Source organism: Microbacterium xylanilyticum (genome assembly GCF_054654695.1).
Genome location: NZ_BAAIEN010000002.1, coordinates 1,226,483 through 1,244,964, shown reverse-complemented (window position 1 = coordinate 1,244,964; position 18,482 = coordinate 1,226,483). Strand labels below are relative to the sequence as shown.

The 18,482-nt window shown below is 71.0% G+C and carries 14 protein-coding genes and 1 pseudogene; 6 read left to right on the top strand and 9 right to left on the bottom strand.

Translation table 11 applies throughout. From position 1 onward, the window contains the following. Positions 1-11: 11 nt before the first annotated feature. On the top strand, positions 12-1,076 hold the full coding sequence (locus tag ACYQ1L_RS06400; protein WP_460003401.1) for a DNA polymerase IV: 1,065 nt from the start codon (positions 12-14) through the stop codon (positions 1,074-1,076). A 36-nt stretch (positions 1,077-1,112) separates the two neighbouring features. Here ACYQ1L_RS06400 and prfA read toward each other — a convergent pair whose 3' ends face one another. The 5 genes from prfA to lysA all read right to left on the bottom strand — a co-directional run bounded on the left by prfA (position 1,113) and on the right by lysA (position 8,091). Continuing rightward, positions 1,113-2,192: a peptide chain release factor 1 gene (prfA, locus tag ACYQ1L_RS06395; RefSeq protein ID WP_460003400.1), complete on the bottom strand. Its 1,080-nt coding sequence runs from the start codon at positions 2,190-2,192 to the stop codon at positions 1,113-1,115. Between the two features lie 42 nt (positions 2,193-2,234). Beyond that, on the bottom strand, positions 2,235-4,160 hold the full coding sequence (rho, locus tag ACYQ1L_RS06390) for a transcription termination factor Rho (RefSeq protein WP_460003399.1): 1,926 nt from the start codon (positions 4,158-4,160) through the stop codon (positions 2,235-2,237). A gap of 196 nt (positions 4,161-4,356) precedes the next feature. Further along, entirely contained in the window at positions 4,357-5,292 is a 936-nt protein-coding gene (thrB, locus tag ACYQ1L_RS06385) for a homoserine kinase (protein WP_460005768.1), read from the bottom strand. A 22-nt stretch (positions 5,293-5,314) separates the two neighbouring features. Next, on the bottom strand, positions 5,315-6,634 hold the full coding sequence (locus tag ACYQ1L_RS06380) for a homoserine dehydrogenase (RefSeq protein ID WP_460003398.1): 1,320 nt from the start codon (positions 6,632-6,634) through the stop codon (positions 5,315-5,317). After that, a complete protein-coding gene (gene lysA, locus ACYQ1L_RS06375; protein WP_460003397.1) occupies positions 6,631-8,091 on the bottom strand; it encodes a diaminopimelate decarboxylase in 1,461 nt (486 codons plus the stop codon). The genes ACYQ1L_RS06380 and lysA overlap by 4 nt, the downstream gene beginning before the upstream one ends. A gap of 137 nt (positions 8,092-8,228) precedes the next feature. Between lysA and ACYQ1L_RS06370 the strand changes: the two are divergent. Beyond that, positions 8,229-8,620: pseudogene (locus tag ACYQ1L_RS06370) on the top strand (VOC family protein). 41 nt (positions 8,621-8,661) lie between these two features. On the opposite strand, the gene ACYQ1L_RS06365 reads toward ACYQ1L_RS06370, so the two are convergent. Then, on the bottom strand, positions 8,662-10,101 hold the full coding sequence (locus ACYQ1L_RS06365; RefSeq protein WP_460003396.1) for an HNH endonuclease signature motif containing protein: 1,440 nt from the start codon (positions 10,099-10,101) through the stop codon (positions 8,662-8,664). Positions 10,102-10,379: 278 nt separating this feature from the next. Between ACYQ1L_RS06365 and ACYQ1L_RS06360 the strand changes: the two genes are divergently transcribed. Beyond that, positions 10,380-11,516 (top strand): YihY/virulence factor BrkB family protein, encoded by a 1,137-nt coding sequence (locus ACYQ1L_RS06360; protein ID WP_460003395.1) that lies wholly within the window; start codon positions 10,380-10,382, stop codon positions 11,514-11,516. Between the two features lie 27 nt (positions 11,517-11,543). Here the strand turns inward: ACYQ1L_RS06360 and ACYQ1L_RS06355 are convergent, their stop codons facing one another. From ACYQ1L_RS06355 to ACYQ1L_RS06345, 3 genes are all read right to left on the bottom strand, one after another. Continuing rightward, positions 11,544-12,458, bottom strand: coding sequence for an LmeA family phospholipid-binding protein (locus ACYQ1L_RS06355; protein WP_460003394.1), 915 nt, complete (start codon positions 12,456-12,458; stop codon positions 11,544-11,546). A 1-nt stretch (position 12,459) separates the two neighbouring features. Beyond that, entirely contained in the window at positions 12,460-14,127 is a 1,668-nt protein-coding gene (gene argS, locus ACYQ1L_RS06350; RefSeq protein ID WP_460003393.1) for an arginine--tRNA ligase, read from the bottom strand. Between the two features lie 65 nt (positions 14,128-14,192). After that, positions 14,193-15,167: an N-acetylglucosamine kinase gene (locus ACYQ1L_RS06345; RefSeq protein WP_460003392.1), complete on the bottom strand. Its 975-nt coding sequence runs from the start codon at positions 15,165-15,167 to the stop codon at positions 14,193-14,195. 119 nt (positions 15,168-15,286) lie between these two features. Between ACYQ1L_RS06345 and ACYQ1L_RS06340 the strand changes: the two genes are divergently transcribed. Genes ACYQ1L_RS06340 through ngcE form a run of 3 tightly spaced genes read left to right on the top strand, consistent with a single transcriptional unit; the run spans position 15,287 to position 18,446 of the window. Continuing rightward, a complete protein-coding gene (locus ACYQ1L_RS06340) occupies positions 15,287-16,219 on the top strand; it encodes a MurR/RpiR family transcriptional regulator (RefSeq protein WP_460003391.1) in 933 nt (310 codons plus the stop codon). Next, positions 16,216-16,968, top strand: coding sequence for a sugar isomerase domain-containing protein (locus ACYQ1L_RS06335; protein ID WP_460003390.1), 753 nt, complete (start codon positions 16,216-16,218; stop codon positions 16,966-16,968). Before ACYQ1L_RS06340 ends, ACYQ1L_RS06335 begins: the two co-directional genes overlap by 4 nt. 59 nt (positions 16,969-17,027) lie before the next feature. After that, positions 17,028-18,446 (top strand): N-acetylglucosamine/diacetylchitobiose ABC transporter substrate-binding protein, encoded by a 1,419-nt coding sequence (gene ngcE, locus ACYQ1L_RS06330; RefSeq protein ID WP_460003389.1) that lies wholly within the window; start codon positions 17,028-17,030, stop codon positions 18,444-18,446. The last annotated feature ends 36 nt before the right edge of the window (positions 18,447-18,482 follow it).

Genomic DNA, 18,482 nt, shown 5'->3' with positions numbered 1-18,482 from the left:
AGGGTCGGGGCATGCGATGGGTGCTCCACGTGGACCTGGACCAGTTCATCGCGGCCGTCGAGGTGCTGCGCCGTCCGGAGCTCGCCGGCCTGCCCGTGATCGTGGGCGGTCGCGGCGACCCGACCGAGCGCGCCGTGGTGTCGACCGCGTCCTATGAGGCCCGCGCTTTCGGCGTGGGCTCGGGCATGCCGCTGCGCATCGCCGCGCGGAAGGCGCCGGATGCGGTGATCCTGCCCGTCGATGCTCCCGCGTATCTCGCGGCCTCCGCCGAGGTGATGGACGAGCTGCGCGCCCAGCCCGGCGCGGTGGTGCAGGTGCTCGGGTGGGATGAGGCGTTCGTCGGCGTCGACACCGACGATCCCGAGGCGTACGCGCGTCGCCTGCAGCGCGCCGTGCTGGAGCGCACCCGGTTGCACTGCAGCGTGGGCATCGGCGACACGCTCGTGCGGGCGAAGATCGCGACGGGCTTCGGCAAGCCCCGGGGCGTCTTCCGCCTCACGGCCCGCAACTGGGATCAGGTGATGGGCGACCGCGCCGTGATCGAGCTGTGGGGCGTGGGCTCGAAGGTGTCGAAGCGCCTCACGGCCCTCGGCATCCGCACCGTCGCGGAGCTGGCGTCGGCGCCCGAGCACGTACTCACGGCCGAATTCGGTCCGCGGATGGGACTCTGGTACCGCGAACTCGGGCAGGGCGGCGGATCCGCGGTCGTCGACGACACCCCCTGGGTTCCTCGCGGACACAGCCGGGAGACCACGTATCAGACGGATCTGGCCGGCCGCGGCGAGATCGAGCACGCCGCGCTCGTGCTGCTCGACCAGGTGCTCGACGACGTGGCGGAGGACGGACGCGCCGTCATCGGGCTCGGCCTCAAGGTGCGCTATGCGCCGTTCACGACGAAGACGTTCACCAAGCGGATCCCGGAGACGACCGACCGCGCCGCCGTCGTGGCGAAGGCGCGCGAGCTCTTCGCCCGCATCGAGCCGGACCGGGCGGTGCGGCTGCTCGGCGTGCGCGCCGAGATGGCGATGCCCGAGGACGCACGCGAGGGGCGCACAGCGGTGCGCGGCGCCTGGTGACCCTCTCCGACGCGACGGCACCGGGCGGCGGCGCGTTCAGCCCTCGGTGCCGAGGGCCGCGAGGCGGGCCTCCTCATCCGCGTGGATCGCGGACTCGATGATCGGCGCCAGCGCCCCGTCCATCACCTGGTCGAGGTTGTAGGCCTTGAAGCCGGTGCGGTGATCCGCGATGCGGTTCTCCGGGAAGTTGTAGGTGCGGATCCGCTCCGAGCGGTCCATGCCGCGGATCTGCGAGCGGCGGGCGTCGCTGGCGGCGGCCTCGAGCTCCTCCTGCTGCTTGGCGAGCAGACGGGCGCGCAGCACGCGCATCGCCGCCTCGCGGTTCTGCAGCTGCGACTTCTCGTTCTGCATCGACACCACGATCCCGGTGGGCAGATGCGTGATGCGCACCGCCGAGTCGGTGGTGTTCACGGACTGGCCGCCCGGTCCCGACGAGCGGAAGACGTCGATCTTGAGGTCGTTCTGGTTGATCGCGATCTCGTCGGGCTCGTCGACCTCCGGGAACACGAGCACCCCGGTCGTCGAGGTGTGGATGCGCCCCTGCGACTCGGTGGCGGGAACCCGCTGCACGCGGTGCACACCGCCCTCGTACTTGAGGTGCGCCCAGACGCCCTGGGACGGATCCGTGGAGCTGCCCTTGATCGCAACCTGCACGTCCTTGTAGCCGCCGAGGTCGGACTCGGTGCGCTCGAGGAGCTCGGTCTTCCAGCCCTTCGACGCGGCGTACTGCATGTACATGCGCAGCAGGTCGGCGGCGAAGAGCGCCGATTCGGCGCCGCCCTCCCCCGCCTTGATCTCCATGATGACGTCGCGGGCATCGTCCGGATCCCGCGGGATCAGCAGCCGCCGCAGTCGCTCCTGCGTCTGCTGCAGGTGCTCCTCGAGGGCCGGGATCTCCGCCGCGATCGACTCGTCCTCGCGGGCGAACTCGCGCGCGGTCTCGAGATCCTCACCGGCGGCGATCCAGTCGTCATGCGCCTTCACGATGCGGCTGAGCTCGGCGTAGCGGCGGTTGACGCGCTTCGCCCGCACCGCGTCGGCGTGCACCTCGGGGTCGGAGAGCTCCCTCTCCACCCTGCGGTGCTCGTCGCGCAGCGCCTCGACCTGTTCGAACATGACGACCGGATCCCGGAACGACAGCTGATCCGCGGAGGCGGGTCAGCGGATGCTGTTCTCGGACGCGTGGCTGTGGCCGGTGCCCGAGGAGGGCTTGCCCAGCTGTGCGTTCTGCATCTGCAGCAGGAACTCGACGTTGGAGTCGGTCTCCTTGAGCTTGCCGAGGACGACCTCGAGGGCCTGCTGCGGGTCGAGCCCGGCGAGGGCGCGGCGCAGCTTCCAGGTGATCTTGACCTCGTCGGGGCTCAGCAGCATCTCCTCACGGCGCGTGGAGGACGCGTTGACGTCCACGGCCGGGAAGATCCGCTTGTCGGCGAGCGCGCGGGACAGGCGCAGCTCGCTGTTGCCGGTGCCCTTGAACTCCTCGAAGATGACCTCGTCCATCTTGGATCCGGTCTCCACCAGCGCGGTGGCGAGGATCGTGAGCGATCCGCCGTTCTCGATGTTGCGCGCGGCGCCGAAGAAGCGCTTCGGCGGGTAGAGCGCCGAAGCGTCCACGCCGCCCGTGAGCACCCGGCCGGAGGCGGGCGCCGAGATGTTGTAGGCGCGGCCGAGGCGGGTGATCGAGTCGAGCAGCACGACCACATCGCGGCCCAGCTCGACGAGGCGCTTGGCGCGCTCGATCGCGAGCTCGGCGACCGTGGTGTGATCCTCCGCGGGGCGGTCGAAGGTCGAGGCGATGACCTCGCCCTTCACGGTGCGCTGCATGTCGGTGACCTCTTCGGGGCGCTCGTCGACGAGCACGACCATGAGGTGCACCTCCGGGTTGTTCTGCGCGATCGCGTTGGCGATCTGCTGCAGCACGATCGTCTTGCCCGCCTTCGGCGGGGCGACGATGAGGCCGCGCTGGCCCTTGCCGATCGGTGCGACGAGGTCGATGATCCGCTGCGTGAGCTTCGAGGCGGACGTCTCCAGCCGCAGCCGCTCCTGCGGGTACAGCGGGGTGAGCGACGAGAACTCGACGCGGGAGGCCGCGTCCTCCGGGCTCAGACCGTTGATCGAGTCGACCTTGACCAGGGCGTTGTACTTCTGGCGACCCTGCTGCTCGCCCTCGCGGGGCTGCTTGATCGCGCCGACGACGGCGTCGCCCTTGCGCAGGTTGTACTTCTTCACCTGTCCGAGCGAGACGTACACGTCGCTGGGGCCGGAGAGGTAGCCCGTGGTGCGCACGAAGGCGTAGTTGTCGAGCACGTCGAGGATGCCGGCGATCGGGATGAGGACGTCGTCCTCGCCGATCTCGGTCTCGAACTCGTCCACGTTCTGGTTGCCGCCGCCGCGGCGCTTGTTGCGCTGCCGGCTGCGGCTGCTGCCGCCGTCCTCGTCGGCGTCGGCGGGAGCACCGCCGCGGCTGTTCTGGTTGCCGTTGCCGTTCTGGCCGTTGTTCTGGTTGCCGCCGTTGTCCTGTCCGCCGTTGCGATTGCGGCTGCGGCTGCGGGAACGGCTGCGGCTGCGGCCGGTCGGCTCGTCGCCGCCCTCCGCGGGAGCCTCGGCCGGCTGCTCGGACGGTGCGGCGTCCGCGGACGCCTCCTTGACGGCGGGCTCCGCCGGCGCCTCGGCGGGTGCAGCGTCCGCGGACTCCGCAGGCGCTTCCTCGGCCTTCTTCGCACGGCTGCGACGCGGGGCCTTCGCCTTCGGCGCCTCCTCGGCAGGGGCGTCGGCGGACGCGGCCTCGGCCGGAGCGGCGGCGGACGCGGCGTCTGCGGACTCCGCCGGCGCCTCCTCAGCCTTCTTCGCGCGGCTGCGACGCGGGGCGCGCGCCTTCGGCGCCTCCTCAGCCGGAGCCTCGGCAGGTGCGGCCTCGGCCGGAGCTGCGACGGCGGTGTCGCCCGCTTCGGCGGCCTGGGCTGCGGCGCTCGCGGTGGTTGCGCGGCGCGGCGCGCGCTTGCGCGGCGCCTTGGGCGCGTCCTCGGTGGACGCGGTCTCGGCAGGAGCCGAGTTCTCGATCTGGGTCTCGGAGATGGTCTCCACGAGTACTCCTCTTGTAAGTCGTGGGTGTTTCGACGCGCACACGGCAGATGCCGGGGCGCGGCCGCACGATCATGCCGAGAACAGGCTGTCCCCTGCATGCCACCCGGAGAACACGCTCACGACGAGCCGGTGACCGGCTCGCGGTGCGGTTTCGGATGCTGTGCGGCTGACGCAGGAAGTGCGTCGCGGGCCGGGATCACGATTGTGACGAAGAACCCTCCGCTCGTTCCCTCACTGTACCACCTCGCACATCGACGGCGACCATCTGCGGGATCCACGGAGTGTCCGTCGCCGCCTCGGCGACCCGGACGGCCTCCAGGCGGCTGCCCGGGCCGTCGCACAGCACGAGCACGCTCGGTCCGGCGCCCGAGACGACGGCCGCGAAGCCCTCCGCCCGCAGCGCGCGCACCAGGCGGTTCGTCTCCGGCATCGCGGGGGCGCGATAGTCCTGGTGCAGCCGGTCGTCGGTGGCGTCGAGCAGCACGTCGGGGCTCTGCGTGAGCGCCGCGATGAGCAGGGCGGAGCGGGACACGTTGAACACCGCGTCCTCGCTCGGCACGTGCTCGGGCTGCAGGCTGCGGGCCGCCTTGGTCGACATGGTGTATCCGGGTACCAGCACGAGCGGCGAGACGCCGCGGTGCACCAGCAGCTTCTTGTGCTGCGGGCCGCGCTCGGCGGTCCACGCGATCGTCAGGCCGCCGAACAGGGCGGGGGCGACGTTGTCCGGGTGTCCTTCGAGCTCGGTCGCGAGCCGGAGCAGCGCGTCGTCGTCGAGCTCGACGACGCCCTTCAGCAGGCCCTGCGCGGCCAGAACGCCCGCCGCCACGGCGGCGCCGGAGGACCCGAGCCCGCGGCCGTGGGGCACGCCGTTTCGGGCGATGAGGCGGATCCCGGGCATCGTGACGCCGGCGTCGGCGAAGACGTGCGCGATGGATCGGATCACGAGGTTCGACGCGTCGCGCGCGATCTCCTCGGCGCCGGATCCGGAGATGTCGAACTCGTAGACGCCGGGCTCGAGCGCCGTGACCTCGAGCTCGTCGTACATGCTCAGCGCCAGGCCCAGGGTGTCGAACCCGGGGCCGAGGTTGGCGCTGGTGGCGGGGACGCGCACCTCGACGGTGCGCCCGGGCATCGGTCCTTCGGCGGCGGTCACGTCACTCCCCCTCGACGCGCAGCACCGACACCACGCGGGAGACGGCGTCGCTGTCGGCCAGACGGGCGACGGTGTCGCTGAGAGCCTGCTCGGTGGCACGGTGCGTGCCGATCACCAGGCGGGCGGTCGTGCTGTCCTCGCCGCGCTCCACGGTCTGCAGCGCGGTGGCGATCGAGACGCCGTGGTCGCTGAGGATGCCGGCGACGGTCGCGAGCACGCCGGTGACGTCGGCGACCTCGAGGGTGATCTGGTAGCGCGTGGTGATGTGCCCGAACGGCGCGATCGGCAGGCTCTGCCGGGCCGACTCGCCCACGCCCACACCCCCGGCGATGTGCCTGCGCGCGGCGGAGACGACGTCGCCGAGCACGGCCGACGCGGTCTGCACTCCGCCCGCACCGGCGCCGTAGAACATCAGCGGGCCGGCGGCCTCTGCCTCGACGAACACGGCGTTGTTGCCGCCGTGCACGCTGGCCAGCGGGTGGTCGCGATCGATCAGCGCCGGGTACACGCGCACCGAGACGGCGTCGCCTTCGGGCTCGGGGAGCCGCTCGCACACCGCGAGCAGCTTGATCACGTACCCCGCACGACGGGCGTCGCCGATCATGTCGGCGGTCACCGAGGAGATGCCCTCGCGGTGCACGTCGTCGATCGAGACCTGCGTGTGGAACGCGAGGCTGGCGAGGATCGCCGCCTTCTGTGCCGCGTCGAAGCCCTCGAGGTCGAGGGTCGGATCCGCCTCGAGGTACCCCAGGTCGGTCGCGATCCGCTGCGCCTCCTCGGCGCTGAGCCCCTGGCGGTCCATGGAGTCGAGGATGAAGTTCGTGCTGCCGTTGACGATGCCGAAGATCCGCTTGATCCGGTCGCCGGCCAGCGAGTCGCGCAGCGGACGGATGATCGGGATGGCGGCGGCGACGGCGGCCTCGTACGACACGGAGGCGCCCACCTGGTCGGCGGCCTCGAAGATCTCCGCCCCGTGCGTCGCGAGCAGCGCCTTGTTGCCGGTGACCACGTCGGCACCGCTGCCCAGCGCCTGCAGCACGTATCCGCGCGCGGGCTCGATCCCGCCCATGAGCTCGATCACGATGTCGGCTCCGAGGACGAGCGCCTCGGCGTCGGTGGTGAGCAGCTCGCGCGGCAGGTCCGTGTCGCGCGGCGCATCCACGTCGCGGACCAGGATCCCGGCGAGCTCGAGGGTCGCGCCGCTGCGCTCGGCCAGGTCGGCCTGGTGCTCGAGGAGCAGGCGCGCGACCTGCGATCCCACGGATCCAGCCCCGAGCAGGGCTACCCGGAGGGTGCGGCGGTGGCCGTCGAGTTCCGTCATGCTTCTCCTTCTCCGGTGCGGGCACCGGTGCGCTCCGCCCCCGGCGCGGCGATGCCCGCGTCCCGGGAGAGGAGGTCGGCGAGGGTCTCCCCGCGGACGATCACCCGTGCCTGGCCGTCGCGCACGGCGACGACTGCGGGACGCGGGGTGGTGTTGTAGTTGCTGGACAGCGCGTAGCAGTACGCGCCGGTCGCCGGCACCGCGAGCAGGTCGCCCGGGGTGACGTCGGAGGGGAGGTACTCGTGATCGACGACGATGTCCCCCGATTCGCAGTGCGAGCCCACGACACGGACGAGCACGGGTGCACCGGTTCCCTCGCGCGACGCGATGCGCGCGGAGTACTGGGATCCGTACAGGGCGGGGCGGGCGTTGTCGCTCATGCCGCCGTCCACGCTCACGTAGAGCCGCTCGCCGCGGTCGCCGAGCGACACCTCCTTGGTGGTGCCGACCTCGTACAGGGTCACGCCCGCCTGGCCCACGACCGCGCGGCCGGGCTCGAAGGCGAGGGTGGGGATCGGGATGCCGCGCACCTCGCACTCGCGTGCGACGGCGTCGACGATCGCGTTCGCGAGCTCCTCGATGGGCGTCGGATCGTCGGCCGCGGTGTAGGCGATGCCGAAGCCGCCGCCGAGGTTGAGCATCGGCAGCTCGCCGCCCTCGCGCAGCGCCGCGTGCAGCTCGATCATGCGGGAGGCCGACTCGGCGAAACCGCGGGATCCGAAGATCTGCGAGCCGATGTGGCAGTGCAGGCCGCGCAGCTTCAGGCTGGGGATCTCGCGGATCCGCTCGACGAGCGCGGGTGCTGCCTCGAGCGGCGTGCCGAACTTCTGGTCCTCGTGCGCGGTGGCGAGGAAGTCGTGGGTCTCGGCGTGCACGCCGCTGTTCACCCGGAGCAGCACGCGCTGCCGGAATCCTCGGCTCTCGGTGCCGCGGCGCTCGGCGATCGCGCCGAGGCGCTCGATCTCGATCGCGGAGTCGAGGATGATCGTGCCGACGCCGACCTCGACCGCGCGCTCGAGTTCGACGACGCTCTTGTTGTTGCCGTGGAATCCGATCCGCGACGGTTTGACGCCGGCCGCCAGCGCGATCTCGAGCTCGCCGCCGCTGCAGACGTCGACGCGCAGGCCCTCCTGGGTCACCCAGCGCGCCACCTCCGTGCTGAGGAACGCCTTGCCCGCGTAGTAGACGCGCGCCTTGGTCCCGTGCGCGGCCGCGGCGTCGTCGAAGGCACTGCGGATCCGTGCCGCGTGCGCGCGCACCTCGGCCTCGTCGAGCACGTAGAGCGGCGTGCCGAAACGGGCCCGCAGCTCTGCCACGCCCACTCCGCCGAGCTCGAGCTCACCGTCGACGTCGCGGCGTGCGGATGCCGGCCACACCGTCGAGGGCAATCCGTTCGGATCGGCGGGTACCTCCAGCCAGTCCGGGGCGAGCGCGTCGTCGGGCGATGCGGAGAGCACAGGGCACCAATCGTCGTGTGGGACTCGGGTTCGAGGGCGGCCCAGAGCGGGCCGGGTTCTGAGAATTCTAAGGCACCGCGCCGCCCCGGCCCGACGGCTGTGACGACGTGCGACGCGTCTACCTGATTGGATGAGGCGTGCGCGGATTCCATCATGTCGAGCTGTGGGTCATCGATCTGGATCGCGCGAGAACCGAATGGTCCTGGCTTCTCGAAAGGCTCGGATTCGCACCTGCGGACGCCTGGACCGACGGCAGCTCGTGGAGAGCCGAAGGCGCCTATCTGACGATCTGCGTGCCGCCCGGTCTGCGGGGCTCGCGTCACGATCGGCGGCTCCCCGGGCTCAACCACCTCGCCTTCCCGGTGGTTCGCGCAGCGACGTCGACCGGCTGATGGCGGAGGCTCCGGAGCATGGCTGGAGCGTGCTGTACGGCGACCGGTACCCGCACGCGGGCGGCCCCGACCACTACGCGGGATGGCTGGAGAACGGCGAAGGGTTCAAGGCCGAGGTCGTCGCGACGGAGGTCTGAAGCGCGTCGACGCCCTGCCGTGCTGGGGATCCGCGAATACGTCAGAACGGCGGCGGCTGGTCGGGTCGTGGATCCGGTTCGGGGATGGTGAAGGTCACCGGTGGGGGTGGCTGGTCGATGTAGCTCGCCCCGGTCGGGCTGGTCCATTCCAGGACTCCCGCGCCGAGCTGTTTCACCGTCCACGCGGTCTGGTGTTTCAGGACGTGGTGGCGTCGGCAGAGCCCGCCCAAGTTCCCTTCCTCGGTCTGACCGCCGTAGGCGGCGTCGATCGTGTGGTCGAGGTCTTGAGTGACGGGTGGGAGCCCGCAGGTCACGAACCGGCACCGGGAGTCCCTTGCGTGCAGGAGCCGCCGCAGGTCGGCGTTGGGCCGGTAGCGGTCGACGGCGAGAATCGCCCCGGTGACCGGGTGGGTGAGCACCCGTTCCCACGCCGCGGCCCCGCCGGCGAGGAGCCGGGCGGTCTCGGTGTCGATGGGTTGCCCGCCGGCGAGTTCGGCGGGCTGTTCGCTGCGGGTTCCGAACGCCGGGTCGGCACCTGGGTGAGAGGCGCACCGGGGCGCCGTATCGGGACGCATGGCGGTGAATGCGGGGACGGCGACCTCGACCCGCGCCTGGATCGCCGCGAGCAGCCCGGCCGTGGTGTCGTGCCCCGACGCGGCGCCGGTGAGGAGTGTGTCCGCGCACAGGTCGGCGCGCAGCTGGTCGAGGGTGCGGTCATCGGCGGGGTCGCCGATCCCTTCGGTGTCGACGACACCGCTCGAGTCCGGGGTGGTTCCCGCGGCAGCGTCTTTCGCCGCTTTCGTGTTCGCGGTCTTCAGCAAGTGGGCTTGTTGGGTGAGTCGGTCGTAGATCCCGTCGATCACCGCCGCGGAGTGGATGAGCCCCAAGGCCTTCTGCCCGTCGGGGAGTTCCTCCCGCCACACGGTCCGCTTCTCCTGCGCCGAGCGGTGCCGCTCAGTGAGGCTGCGCGGGGCCAACCGTTCGGCGATGCGTTCCACGATCCGCTTCGCCCGATGCGGCGTCTCACCCTCGCACGCCGCGACCGCGGCTTGTTCGAACTCGGCCCGCACCTCGTCGTCGAGGCGGGCGCCCGTGTCTTGGATGAGACGGACGTGGGCGGTGTTGATCCGCGCGTCGCTGAACGCCTGCATCGTGATCGGGTACCGGGTCATCAGTTCCGCGGCGCGCGCCATGCGCCCCTGTACGACGCGATCCGACATGTGCAGCACCGCCGCCAGCTCGGCAGCGACACTGCGCGCGGCCAGATCCACCGCTTCACCCCGCACCGCAGAAGTGCCGCCGGCCGCGGCGAGGTCCTCAGCAAGCCGTTGGGCGACAGCAAGGTGCGCGTCCCGCACTGCCTGCAGCCGGATGATCGACGCTTCCGTCGCCGCGAGCCCGGACGTGACCATGGCCAGCACGGCGACCGGATCCACTGGGTCAACCCCGGGCTCCTCCACCATGTCGACTGTGTTCGTCATACCCTCATTCAACTCGGGGGCACCGACATTCCGGGCCGGAAAAGGACCAGATCAGATAGCGAAAGATCACGAACAGGTCACGAAACCTCGTGCGCGAAAGCGCGTCGACGACGGCGCGGATCCCGCGTGCCCACCGGGCCCGTCGACAAGCTCAGAGACCGGACGCACGACCCTCTGAGGGACGGGTGTGCCGGTCCTCGGCCCGCATGGGAACCCGGAAGTTCCAGCCGCGCGTCAAGCCCCCGGACCAGGCTCGCGCCTCTCGCTACGCTCGGACCATGGCCACCCGTACCGATGCCGAGCACCCGCCTGCCGAGAAGTCGCAGCTCCAGCGCAGGATCGAAGCCGTCGTGGCGCGCGTGCTGCGCTGGCGACTTGCACGCACCTGGCTGCTGTACTCCGAGAAGCACGGGCCGGCGCTCGCCGACGGCATCACCTACCGCGCGCTGTTCAGCGTCTTCGCGGCGGTGCTGCTGGGCTTCTCCGTCGCGGGCCTGTGGCTGGCGGGCAACCGACCCGCCCTCACCGCGCTCATCCACGCCGTCGACGCCGCCGTGCCGGGCCTCATCGGCCACGACGGCCTGATCAGCATCGCGACGATCACGGCGCCCACGGGGCTCTCCCTCGCCGGCGCGTTCTCCCTCGTCGGCCTCATCGGCGCGGCACTCGGTGCGATCGGATCTCTGCGCATCGCCCTGCGCGCGCTCGCGGGCCGACTCGCCGATGACGTGCAGTGGTATTGGGTGATCCTGCGCAACCTCGGACTCGCCGCGGGGATCGGCATCGGGTTCGTGCTGTCGGCCGCCGCCACGGTGCTCGGCTCGCTCGGCGTGGGCTCGATCGCCGCGCTCTTCGGCGCAGAGCACTCCCTCGCCGCCGCGTGGACGGAGCGGATCGTGTCCGTGGCGGTCGTGTTCGCCCTCGACATGGCGCTCGTGGCGGCGCTGTTCGCGGTGCTCTCCGGTGTGCGCGCCGATGCGAGGAATCTCTGGGCCGGCGCCGCACTCGGAGGCGCCGGCCTGCTCGCACTGCAGCAGCTGTCCGCCTTGTTCGTCCGGGGGGCTTCGGCGAACCCGCTCCTGGCGTCGTTCGCCGCCCTCGTCGCCCTGATGCTGTGGCTCAACCTGTCGGCGCAGGTGGTGCTGCTCGCGAGCGCCTGGATCATCACCGGGGTCGAGGACGATGAGGACCGCGCGTCCGGCCGACCGCGGTCGTTCGCCGAGCGGCGGCTCGACCGTGCCGAGCGTCTGCTGGCGGCGACCACCGCGGAGCGCGACGCGGCGCGGGCTCAGCTCGGCGAGGAGAGCCCGGAGATCCTGGCCGAGCGCGACGCCCTGCTCGCACCGCAGGAGGAGGAGGAGCAGGAACGGCCGCACCTGCCCTGGTACAAGCGGCTGCTGCACCGCCGCGATTGAGCGGTGCGCCGCCGCGGCGAAGGGCGGTCAGGACGCGGGGCAGGTGCCGTTCTCGAGCAGGGCCGGATCCGTCGTGATCGCGCTGTCCGCCGTGAACGTGGCGACCAGCACGCCCTCCTTCACCCGCAGCCCGCCGAGGTGAACCCCCGCCGGCAGCCGGTCCGCGATGCACACCTTCTGGGTGGCGAACAGCGGCTTCAGCGCCGGACCGAACGGGGAGGACGCGACCGTGTCCGGATCGAGGGTGAGCGCGCCGATCGAGGCCGACGTCGGCGTGAACGTGAGCTCGCCGCCTTCCGCGCCCGGGGTGAGCGAGAGGGCGAGCGGCACATTCGCCCCGAACAGCTCCACGGATCCGGTCGCCTTCACGTCCGCGCCCGCGATCGTCACCGCGTCGATCGGCGACGGCTCCCCCGCGGCGGCCTTGACCGCGGCCTGCAGCTGATCCGCCGTGATCCGGAACGTGCCGGTGGCGCTGCCGAGGGCCCCGCCACGGATAGGCACACCGGTGGCCTCGACCTGGACCGCGCTCGTGATGGGCCCGATCGCGACGCTCTTCGTGGACAGATGCACGTCGTCCAGCTTCCCCGCCACGAGTTGAGGCAGCACGATGCCGTCGACGGCGACGTCCAGCTGCTGGTCCGCCGGCAGCTTCAGCGCTCTGATGACCTGCGCGCGGATCTGCTGCGCCACGACGGCGCGGGCGACGAACTCGCCGCCGACCACGAGGGCCGCGAGCACGAGCACCGCAGTCCCCACGGCCCACGGCCAGCGACGGCGACGGCGCGGTGGCGGCACCGCGATGGGGGCAGTGGGCAGCGGCGGGCGAGCCGGAATCGCGGATGACACTCCCGCCTCCCGAGGAAGCGGTACGGTCGGGTGCTCCGAACCGAGATCGCGCGGATACGGCTCGGTCGGGTGCGTGCCCTCCGTGCCGCTCATGTCACATCCGCTCCGGCGCCGAGACCCCCAGCAGCGAAAGGCCGTTGCGGAGCACCTGGCCGGTGGCGTCGTTGAGCCACAGGCGGGTGCGGTGCACGTCCTCCACGGGGTCGTCGCCCTGCGGGATCACCCGGCAGTTGTCGTACCAGCGGTGATAGAGGCCGGCGAGCTCCTCCAGGTAGCGCGCCACGCGATGCGGCTCGCGCACTTCAGCGGCGAACGCCACGATCCGGGGGAACTCCTGGAGCGCGCCGAGCAGCGCGGACTCCGTCTCGTGCGTGAGCAGCTCGGGCGCGAAGGCCGAGCGGTCCACGCCGGAGTCCGCGGCGTTGCGCGCCACATTGTGCGTGCGGGCGTGCGCGTACTGCACATAGAACACGGGGTTGTCGTTGGTGCGCTTCTGCAGCAGCTCGGGGTCCAGCGACAGCGGCGAGTCCGCGGGCGAGCGCTCGAGCGAGTACCGCAGCGCATCGGTGCCGAGCCACTCGCGCAGGTCGTCCATCTCGATGATGTTGCCCGCGCGCTTGCTGAGCCGGGCTCCGCCCACGGATACGAGCTGGCCGATGAGCACCTCGACGTCCTTCTCAGGATCGTCGCCGGCAGCGCCGGCCAGCGCCTTGAGGCGGTGCACGTAACCGTGGTGATCCGCGCCGAGGAGGTAGATCTTGTGCTCGAAGCCGCGGTCGCCCTTGTTCAGGTAATAGGCGGCGTCCGCGGCGAAGTACGTGTACTCGCCGTTGGAGCGGCGGATGACGCGATCCTTGTCGTCACCGAAATCGGTCGTGCGCACCCACACCGCGTCGTCCTGGTCGAAGACGTGCCCCTGCGCGCGCAGCCGGTCCACCGCCTGGTCGACGAGGCTCGGCCCGCCGTCCGCACCCTTCGCGTGCAGGATCCGCTCCGAGAACCACACGTCGAAGACGACGTTGAACTTCGCGAGCGATTCCTTCTGCTCCGCGAGCTGGTACTGGTAGCCGAGCTCACGGGCGACGAGCAGCTGCTCGGCCTCGTCGAGGCTCAGGAAGTCGGGCCGCTCCGCGAGCACGCGCTGTGCGATGTCGGCGATGTAACTGCCCGCGTAGCCTCCCTCGGGGGTGGGCTCGCCCTTCGCCGACGCGACGATCGAGCCGGCGAAGCGCTCCATCTGCGCACCCGCGTCGTTGATGTAGAACTCGCGGGCGACTGTCGCGCCGCTCGCGTCGAGGAGGCGCGCGATGGCGTCGCCGAGCGCGGCCCAGCGGGTGTGCCCGATGTGCAGCGGACCGGTCGGGTTCGCAGAGACGAACTCGACGTTGATCGAACGCCCGGACTGCGACTCGTTGCGCCCGTAGGCCTCGCCCGCGTCGACGATCACCTTGGCGAGCGCGCCCGCGGCGCCGGCCTCGAGACGCACGTTGAGGAACCCGGGGCCGGCGACCTCGGCTGAGGCGATGCCGTCCACGGCCCCCAGGCCGTCGGCGATCTGCTGCGCGAGCTCGCGCGGGTTCGTGCCGAGCTGCTTGGCGAGGCGCATGGCGATGTTGGTCGCCCAGTCGCCGTGGTCGCGGTTGCGCGGACGCTCGAGCACGATGTCGGCGGCGTCGAGCGCCAGCGGCTCACCCGGTCGTCGCTCGTCCGCGATCGGGGCGAGGACGGACAGGATCGCTGCGGCGAGGGCTTCGGGATTCATAGGGTTCCGATTCTACGGCGTGCGCTCCGCGCGGACCGCCGCATCGCGCGGTATCGCGCGCCGCCTCAGACCGGGATCCCGGCGCGCAGCCGCGCGAGCACGGACTCGTCCACGTCGATGCCCTCGTGCCGGAGAGCCAGCATCGTCGCCCCGGCCGCTCCGCTGTCCACGAGCACGAACGGCTGATCCCCGAACGCCGCGGCGAGGTGCTCGCGCAGCAGCCGCTGCGGCGCGCCGTTGCGGGAGACGATGCTGCCCCCGGCGACGACCGGCCCCGGCTCGGCGCCGACCAGTTCGAGCGTGCGCACCAGCTGCTCCCCCGCCGCGTCCAGGATCCGCACCGCGACCGGATCCTCGCCCTCGGCCGCATCGAACACGAGCGGCGCGAACGCCGCGAGCTGCACCGGGGCCTGCGCGTAGAGCGCGCGCACGAGCTGCTCGAGAGCGGCGGGACGTCCTTCCGCGCTGCGGTCGGACCGCTCCACCGTGACACCGGCGGCCCGCAGCACCAGCGGCGTCAGCGCGGTCTCCGGCCCGAGCCCGTCGAGCTCGGCGACCGCCGCCGCCGCCGCGCTGCGGCCGATCCAGAATCCGCTGCCGCGATCGCCGAGCAGCCACCCCAGGCCATCGGCCGTGGCCACGATGCGACCGCCCTCCACGCGCACCGCGCTCGCCCCGGTGCCGCACACCACGCCGTAGCCCACGGGAGCGACGGCGCCACTCGAATACATGGCGAGCAGATCGGACTCGAACGTCAGGGTTCCCCCGAAACCCTCCTCGCGCAGAGGATCCAGGATCCAGTCCGACCGACCTCCGCGCGCATCGTGACCGGCCATCGCGATGACGATCCCCGCGACGTCCGCAAGGGTCGCCCCGCTGTCCTCCAACGCTGCGGAGATCGCGCCGCGCACGCCGGCGAGGGCGGTGGGAATGCCCGATGATGTGGGATTTCCACGACCGCCGCGACCGAACCCGGCGCACTCGCCTGCGGTCGTGGCGAGCACCGCCCTGGTGGACGTCCCGCCGGCGTCGACACCCATCACGAGCATGTTGCACCCCAATTTGTTATCTGTCCTACTTGATTTTTCCGGCGAGACACGATGAGAATGTTTTTCACCCAAACCGGGACCCGTTTTCACCGGAGGCTATGGTGCCACTCATGCAGGACGTCGGCAACGAGTTGTCGATCACGCAGCGGATTTCGCTGCGGCGCCCCGCGATGCCCAAGGCCATGGCCAAGATCGCCGACGTGATCACGGCGCACCCGACCGCGCCCGTCGAGCTGACCATCACCGAGCTGGCCGATCAGGCGGGCACCTCCGCCGCGACCGTCACCCGCTTCTGCCGCGCGATCGGCTTCGAGGGCTACACCCAGTTCCGGGTCGGCGTCGCCGCCGAATCGGGTCGCGGCGACGCAGGGACGACCTGGCGCACCGACATCGCCGAGGACATCGGCCAGGACGACCCCGCCGATCGGGTGCTGCTGACCCTGCTGGGCCTGCACACGCGGAGCATGGAGACCACCACGAGCCTGCTCGACCTCGACGACGTCCAGCTCGTCGCCCGCGCGATCGCCGAGGCGCGGCACGTCGAAATCTACGGCGTCGGCGGCAGCGGAGTCATCGCCGACGAGTTCCGCGGCCGCCTCTACCGGATCGGCGTCAACGCGCACTCCTGGTCCGATGTGCACGACGGCCTCACGAGCGCCGTCCTGCAGGACGCCTCCTCCGTGGCCGTCGCGATCTCGAACACCGGCCGCACCGAGGAGACCATCGAGATGCTGTCGCACGCACGCGCGGCCGGCGCCCTCACGGTCGCGATCACGACCGACGCGGACTCCTGGCTGGCCTCGACCGCCGACGTAGCGCTGATCACGGCCTCCGAGAACCAGGCGCAGCGACCGGACGACCTGTCCATCAAGCACGCGCAGCTTCTCGTCATCGACCTGCTCTACGTGCTCGTCGCCCAGCGCACGCTCGGTCAGGCCGCCACCCGTCTCGCGGCCAGCGCCATGGCCGTTTCCAGCCACCGCCGCACGCCGTCCGCTCCGGACGGCCGCGGCACGACCCGTCAGAAGGAGTCCACCCGATGAGCGCCTCCCCCAAGGATCTGCTCCGCGAAGCCGAGACGCGCCTGGAGCGCCTCGCCGACGACGCCGAGAACGGCGCGCTCGATGCCGCGATCGATCTGCTGGTCGCGTCACTGCGCGCCGGCGGCGTCATCCAGGCTTTCGGCACCGGGCATTCCGAGGCGTTCGCGATGGAGATCGCGGGGCGCGCGGGCGGCCTCATCCCCACGAACCGCATCGCGCTGCGCGACATCGTGCTGCACGGCGAGCGCACCGCCGAGGTGCTGACCGGCTCGCTCGAGCGCGAGCCCTGGGTCGTCGACGAGCTCATGGCCGTGTCCCCCGTGACCGAGAACGACGTGTTCGTGATCGCGTCGAACTCGGGCGTGAACGGCTCGATCGTGGGCGTCGCCCTGTGGGCCAAGGAGCACGGGCACAAGGTCATCGCCGTCACCAGCCTCGAGCACACGGTCCGCGTCGAGCCCAAGCACCCGAGCGGCAAGCGGCTCAGCGAGATCGCCGACGTCGTCATCGACAACCTCGCCCCCTACGGCGACTCCACCCTGCAGGTCACCGACACGATCTCGGCCGGCGCCATCTCGTCGATCACCGCCGCGTTCATCGCGCAGTTGCTCACCCTGGGCGTCGCCCGCACCCTCGCCGAGGCCGGCGAGGTGCCGCCGATGTACATCTCCGCCAACATCCCCGGCGGCGACGAGCACAACTCCGCGCTCGAGGCGCGCTATCTCGACCGACTCCGCCGCGGCGTCTGAGCGCCCCACAGACTCATCCTCTCCTCTCCCTCACCACCCACCAGGAAGGCAAGAATCACATGGAAACCAGAGATGCTTCCATCAGCCGGCGCTCACTGCTGCGCGGCGCGGCGCTCGCTGCCGTCATGGTGCCCCTCGGCGTCAGCCTGGCGTCCTGCGCGGCGCCCGGCGGCGGAGGCGGCGGCAACACCGGCGGCGGCACGAAGTCGGCCGACAACCCCTTCGGCATCGCGGCGAACTCGAAGGTCGACGCGGTGATCTTCAACGGCGGCTACGGCGTGGACTACGTCGAGAACGCGGCGAAGGTCATGGAGGGCAACAAGAAGCTCGGCGGCGTGACCGTCAAGGTCTCGGCCTCGACCAAGATCGCCCAGGAACTGCAGCCGCGCTTCGTCGGCGGCAACCCGCCGGACCTCATCGACAACTCGGGCGCCAACCAGATCGGCTGGAACACGATCCTCGACCAGCTCGAGACCCTCGACGACGTGCTCGACTCGAACAACCTCGAGGGCACCAAGATCAGCGACACGCTCTACGGCGGCGTCAAGGGCCCCGGCACCTTCGACGGCAAGTTCGTGGCGCTGAACTACGTCATGACCGTCTACGGCATCTGGTACTCGGACAAGCTGTTCAAGGACAACGGCTTCAGCGTGCCGACCAGCTGGCAGGACCTCAAGGCGCTCGGCGAGGCCGCCAAGGCCAAGGGCAAGTATCTGTTCGTCTGGGGCAAGGAGGCGGCGACCTACTACCAGACGCTCGTCGTCGACTCCGCGGTCATCCAGGGCGGCGACGACGTGCGCCTCCCGCTCGAGAACCTGAAGGAGAACTGCTGGTCGCACCCGATCATCCAGGACATCCTGAACATCTTCTACGAGCTGATCCAGGCCGGCTACATGAAGCCGGGCGGCGCCGGCACGCAGTTCACGCAGGCGCAGTCGCAGTGGAGCCTCGACCAGGCCGCCCTGCTCTACCCCTCGGGCTCGTGGATCGAGAACGAGATGAAGAAGCAGACGGCGGACGGCTTCACGATGAAGGGCATCGGCGAGCTCCCGCTCGACGGCAACCAGAAGACCCCCAAGGGAACCCTGCGCGCCGAGGCCGGCGAGCCGTTCATCGTCCCGTCGAAGGCGAAGAACCCCGCCGGCGGCAAGGAGCTGCTGCGCACGATGCTGTCGAAGGAGTCGGCGACCGCGTTCGCGAAGAACAAGCTGGCCCCGACCATCGTCAAGGGCATCGTCCCCGACGACGGCTTCGGCTCGACGGCTCTGGTGTCGCAGAAGGAGCTGCTGGACAAGGCGGGCGACAACGTCTTCACGATCAAGTCGTTCGGTCTGTACGGCATGAACTCCGACCAGCTGCCGATCTGGAACTCGTTCCTCGACGGCAAGATGACGGTCGCCGATCTCACCAAGGCGCTGCAGGATCTGACTGACAAGATCCGCAACGACAGCTCCATCAAGAAGATCGAGATCAAGTAATGTCCGCCAGCGGTCCGGGAGGATACGGCGGTGGAC

Excerpts from the sequence above, each read along its gene's own strand:
- ACYQ1L_RS06400 (WP_460003401.1), top strand. The coding sequence starts at position 12 with ATGCGATGGGTGCTCCACGTGGACCTGGACCAGTTCATCGCGGCCGTC.
- prfA (WP_460003400.1), bottom strand. The coding sequence starts at position 2,192 with ATGTTCGAACAGGTCGAGGCGCTGCGCGACGAGCACCGCAGGGTGGAG.
- thrB (WP_460005768.1), bottom strand. The coding sequence starts at position 5,292 with ATGCCCGGGCGCACCGTCGAGGTGCGCGTCCCCGCCACCAGCGCCAAC.
- ACYQ1L_RS06380 (WP_460003398.1), bottom strand. The coding sequence starts at position 6,634 with ATGACGGAACTCGACGGCCACCGCCGCACCCTCCGGGTAGCCCTGCTC.
- ACYQ1L_RS06365 (WP_460003396.1), bottom strand. The coding sequence starts at position 10,101 with ATGACGAACACAGTCGACATGGTGGAGGAGCCCGGGGTTGACCCAGTG.
- ACYQ1L_RS06360 (WP_460003395.1), top strand. The coding sequence starts at position 10,380 with ATGGCCACCCGTACCGATGCCGAGCACCCGCCTGCCGAGAAGTCGCAG.
- ACYQ1L_RS06355 (WP_460003394.1), bottom strand. The coding sequence starts at position 12,458 with ATGAGCGGCACGGAGGGCACGCACCCGACCGAGCCGTATCCGCGCGAT.
- argS (WP_460003393.1), bottom strand. The coding sequence starts at position 14,127 with ATGAATCCCGAAGCCCTCGCCGCAGCGATCCTGTCCGTCCTCGCCCCG.
- ACYQ1L_RS06345 (WP_460003392.1), bottom strand. The coding sequence starts at position 15,167 with ATGGGTGTCGACGCCGGCGGGACGTCCACCAGGGCGGTGCTCGCCACG.
- ACYQ1L_RS06340 (WP_460003391.1), top strand. The coding sequence starts at position 15,287 with ATGCAGGACGTCGGCAACGAGTTGTCGATCACGCAGCGGATTTCGCTG.
- ACYQ1L_RS06335 (WP_460003390.1), top strand. The coding sequence starts at position 16,216 with ATGAGCGCCTCCCCCAAGGATCTGCTCCGCGAAGCCGAGACGCGCCTG.
- ngcE (WP_460003389.1), top strand. The coding sequence starts at position 17,028 with ATGGAAACCAGAGATGCTTCCATCAGCCGGCGCTCACTGCTGCGCGGC.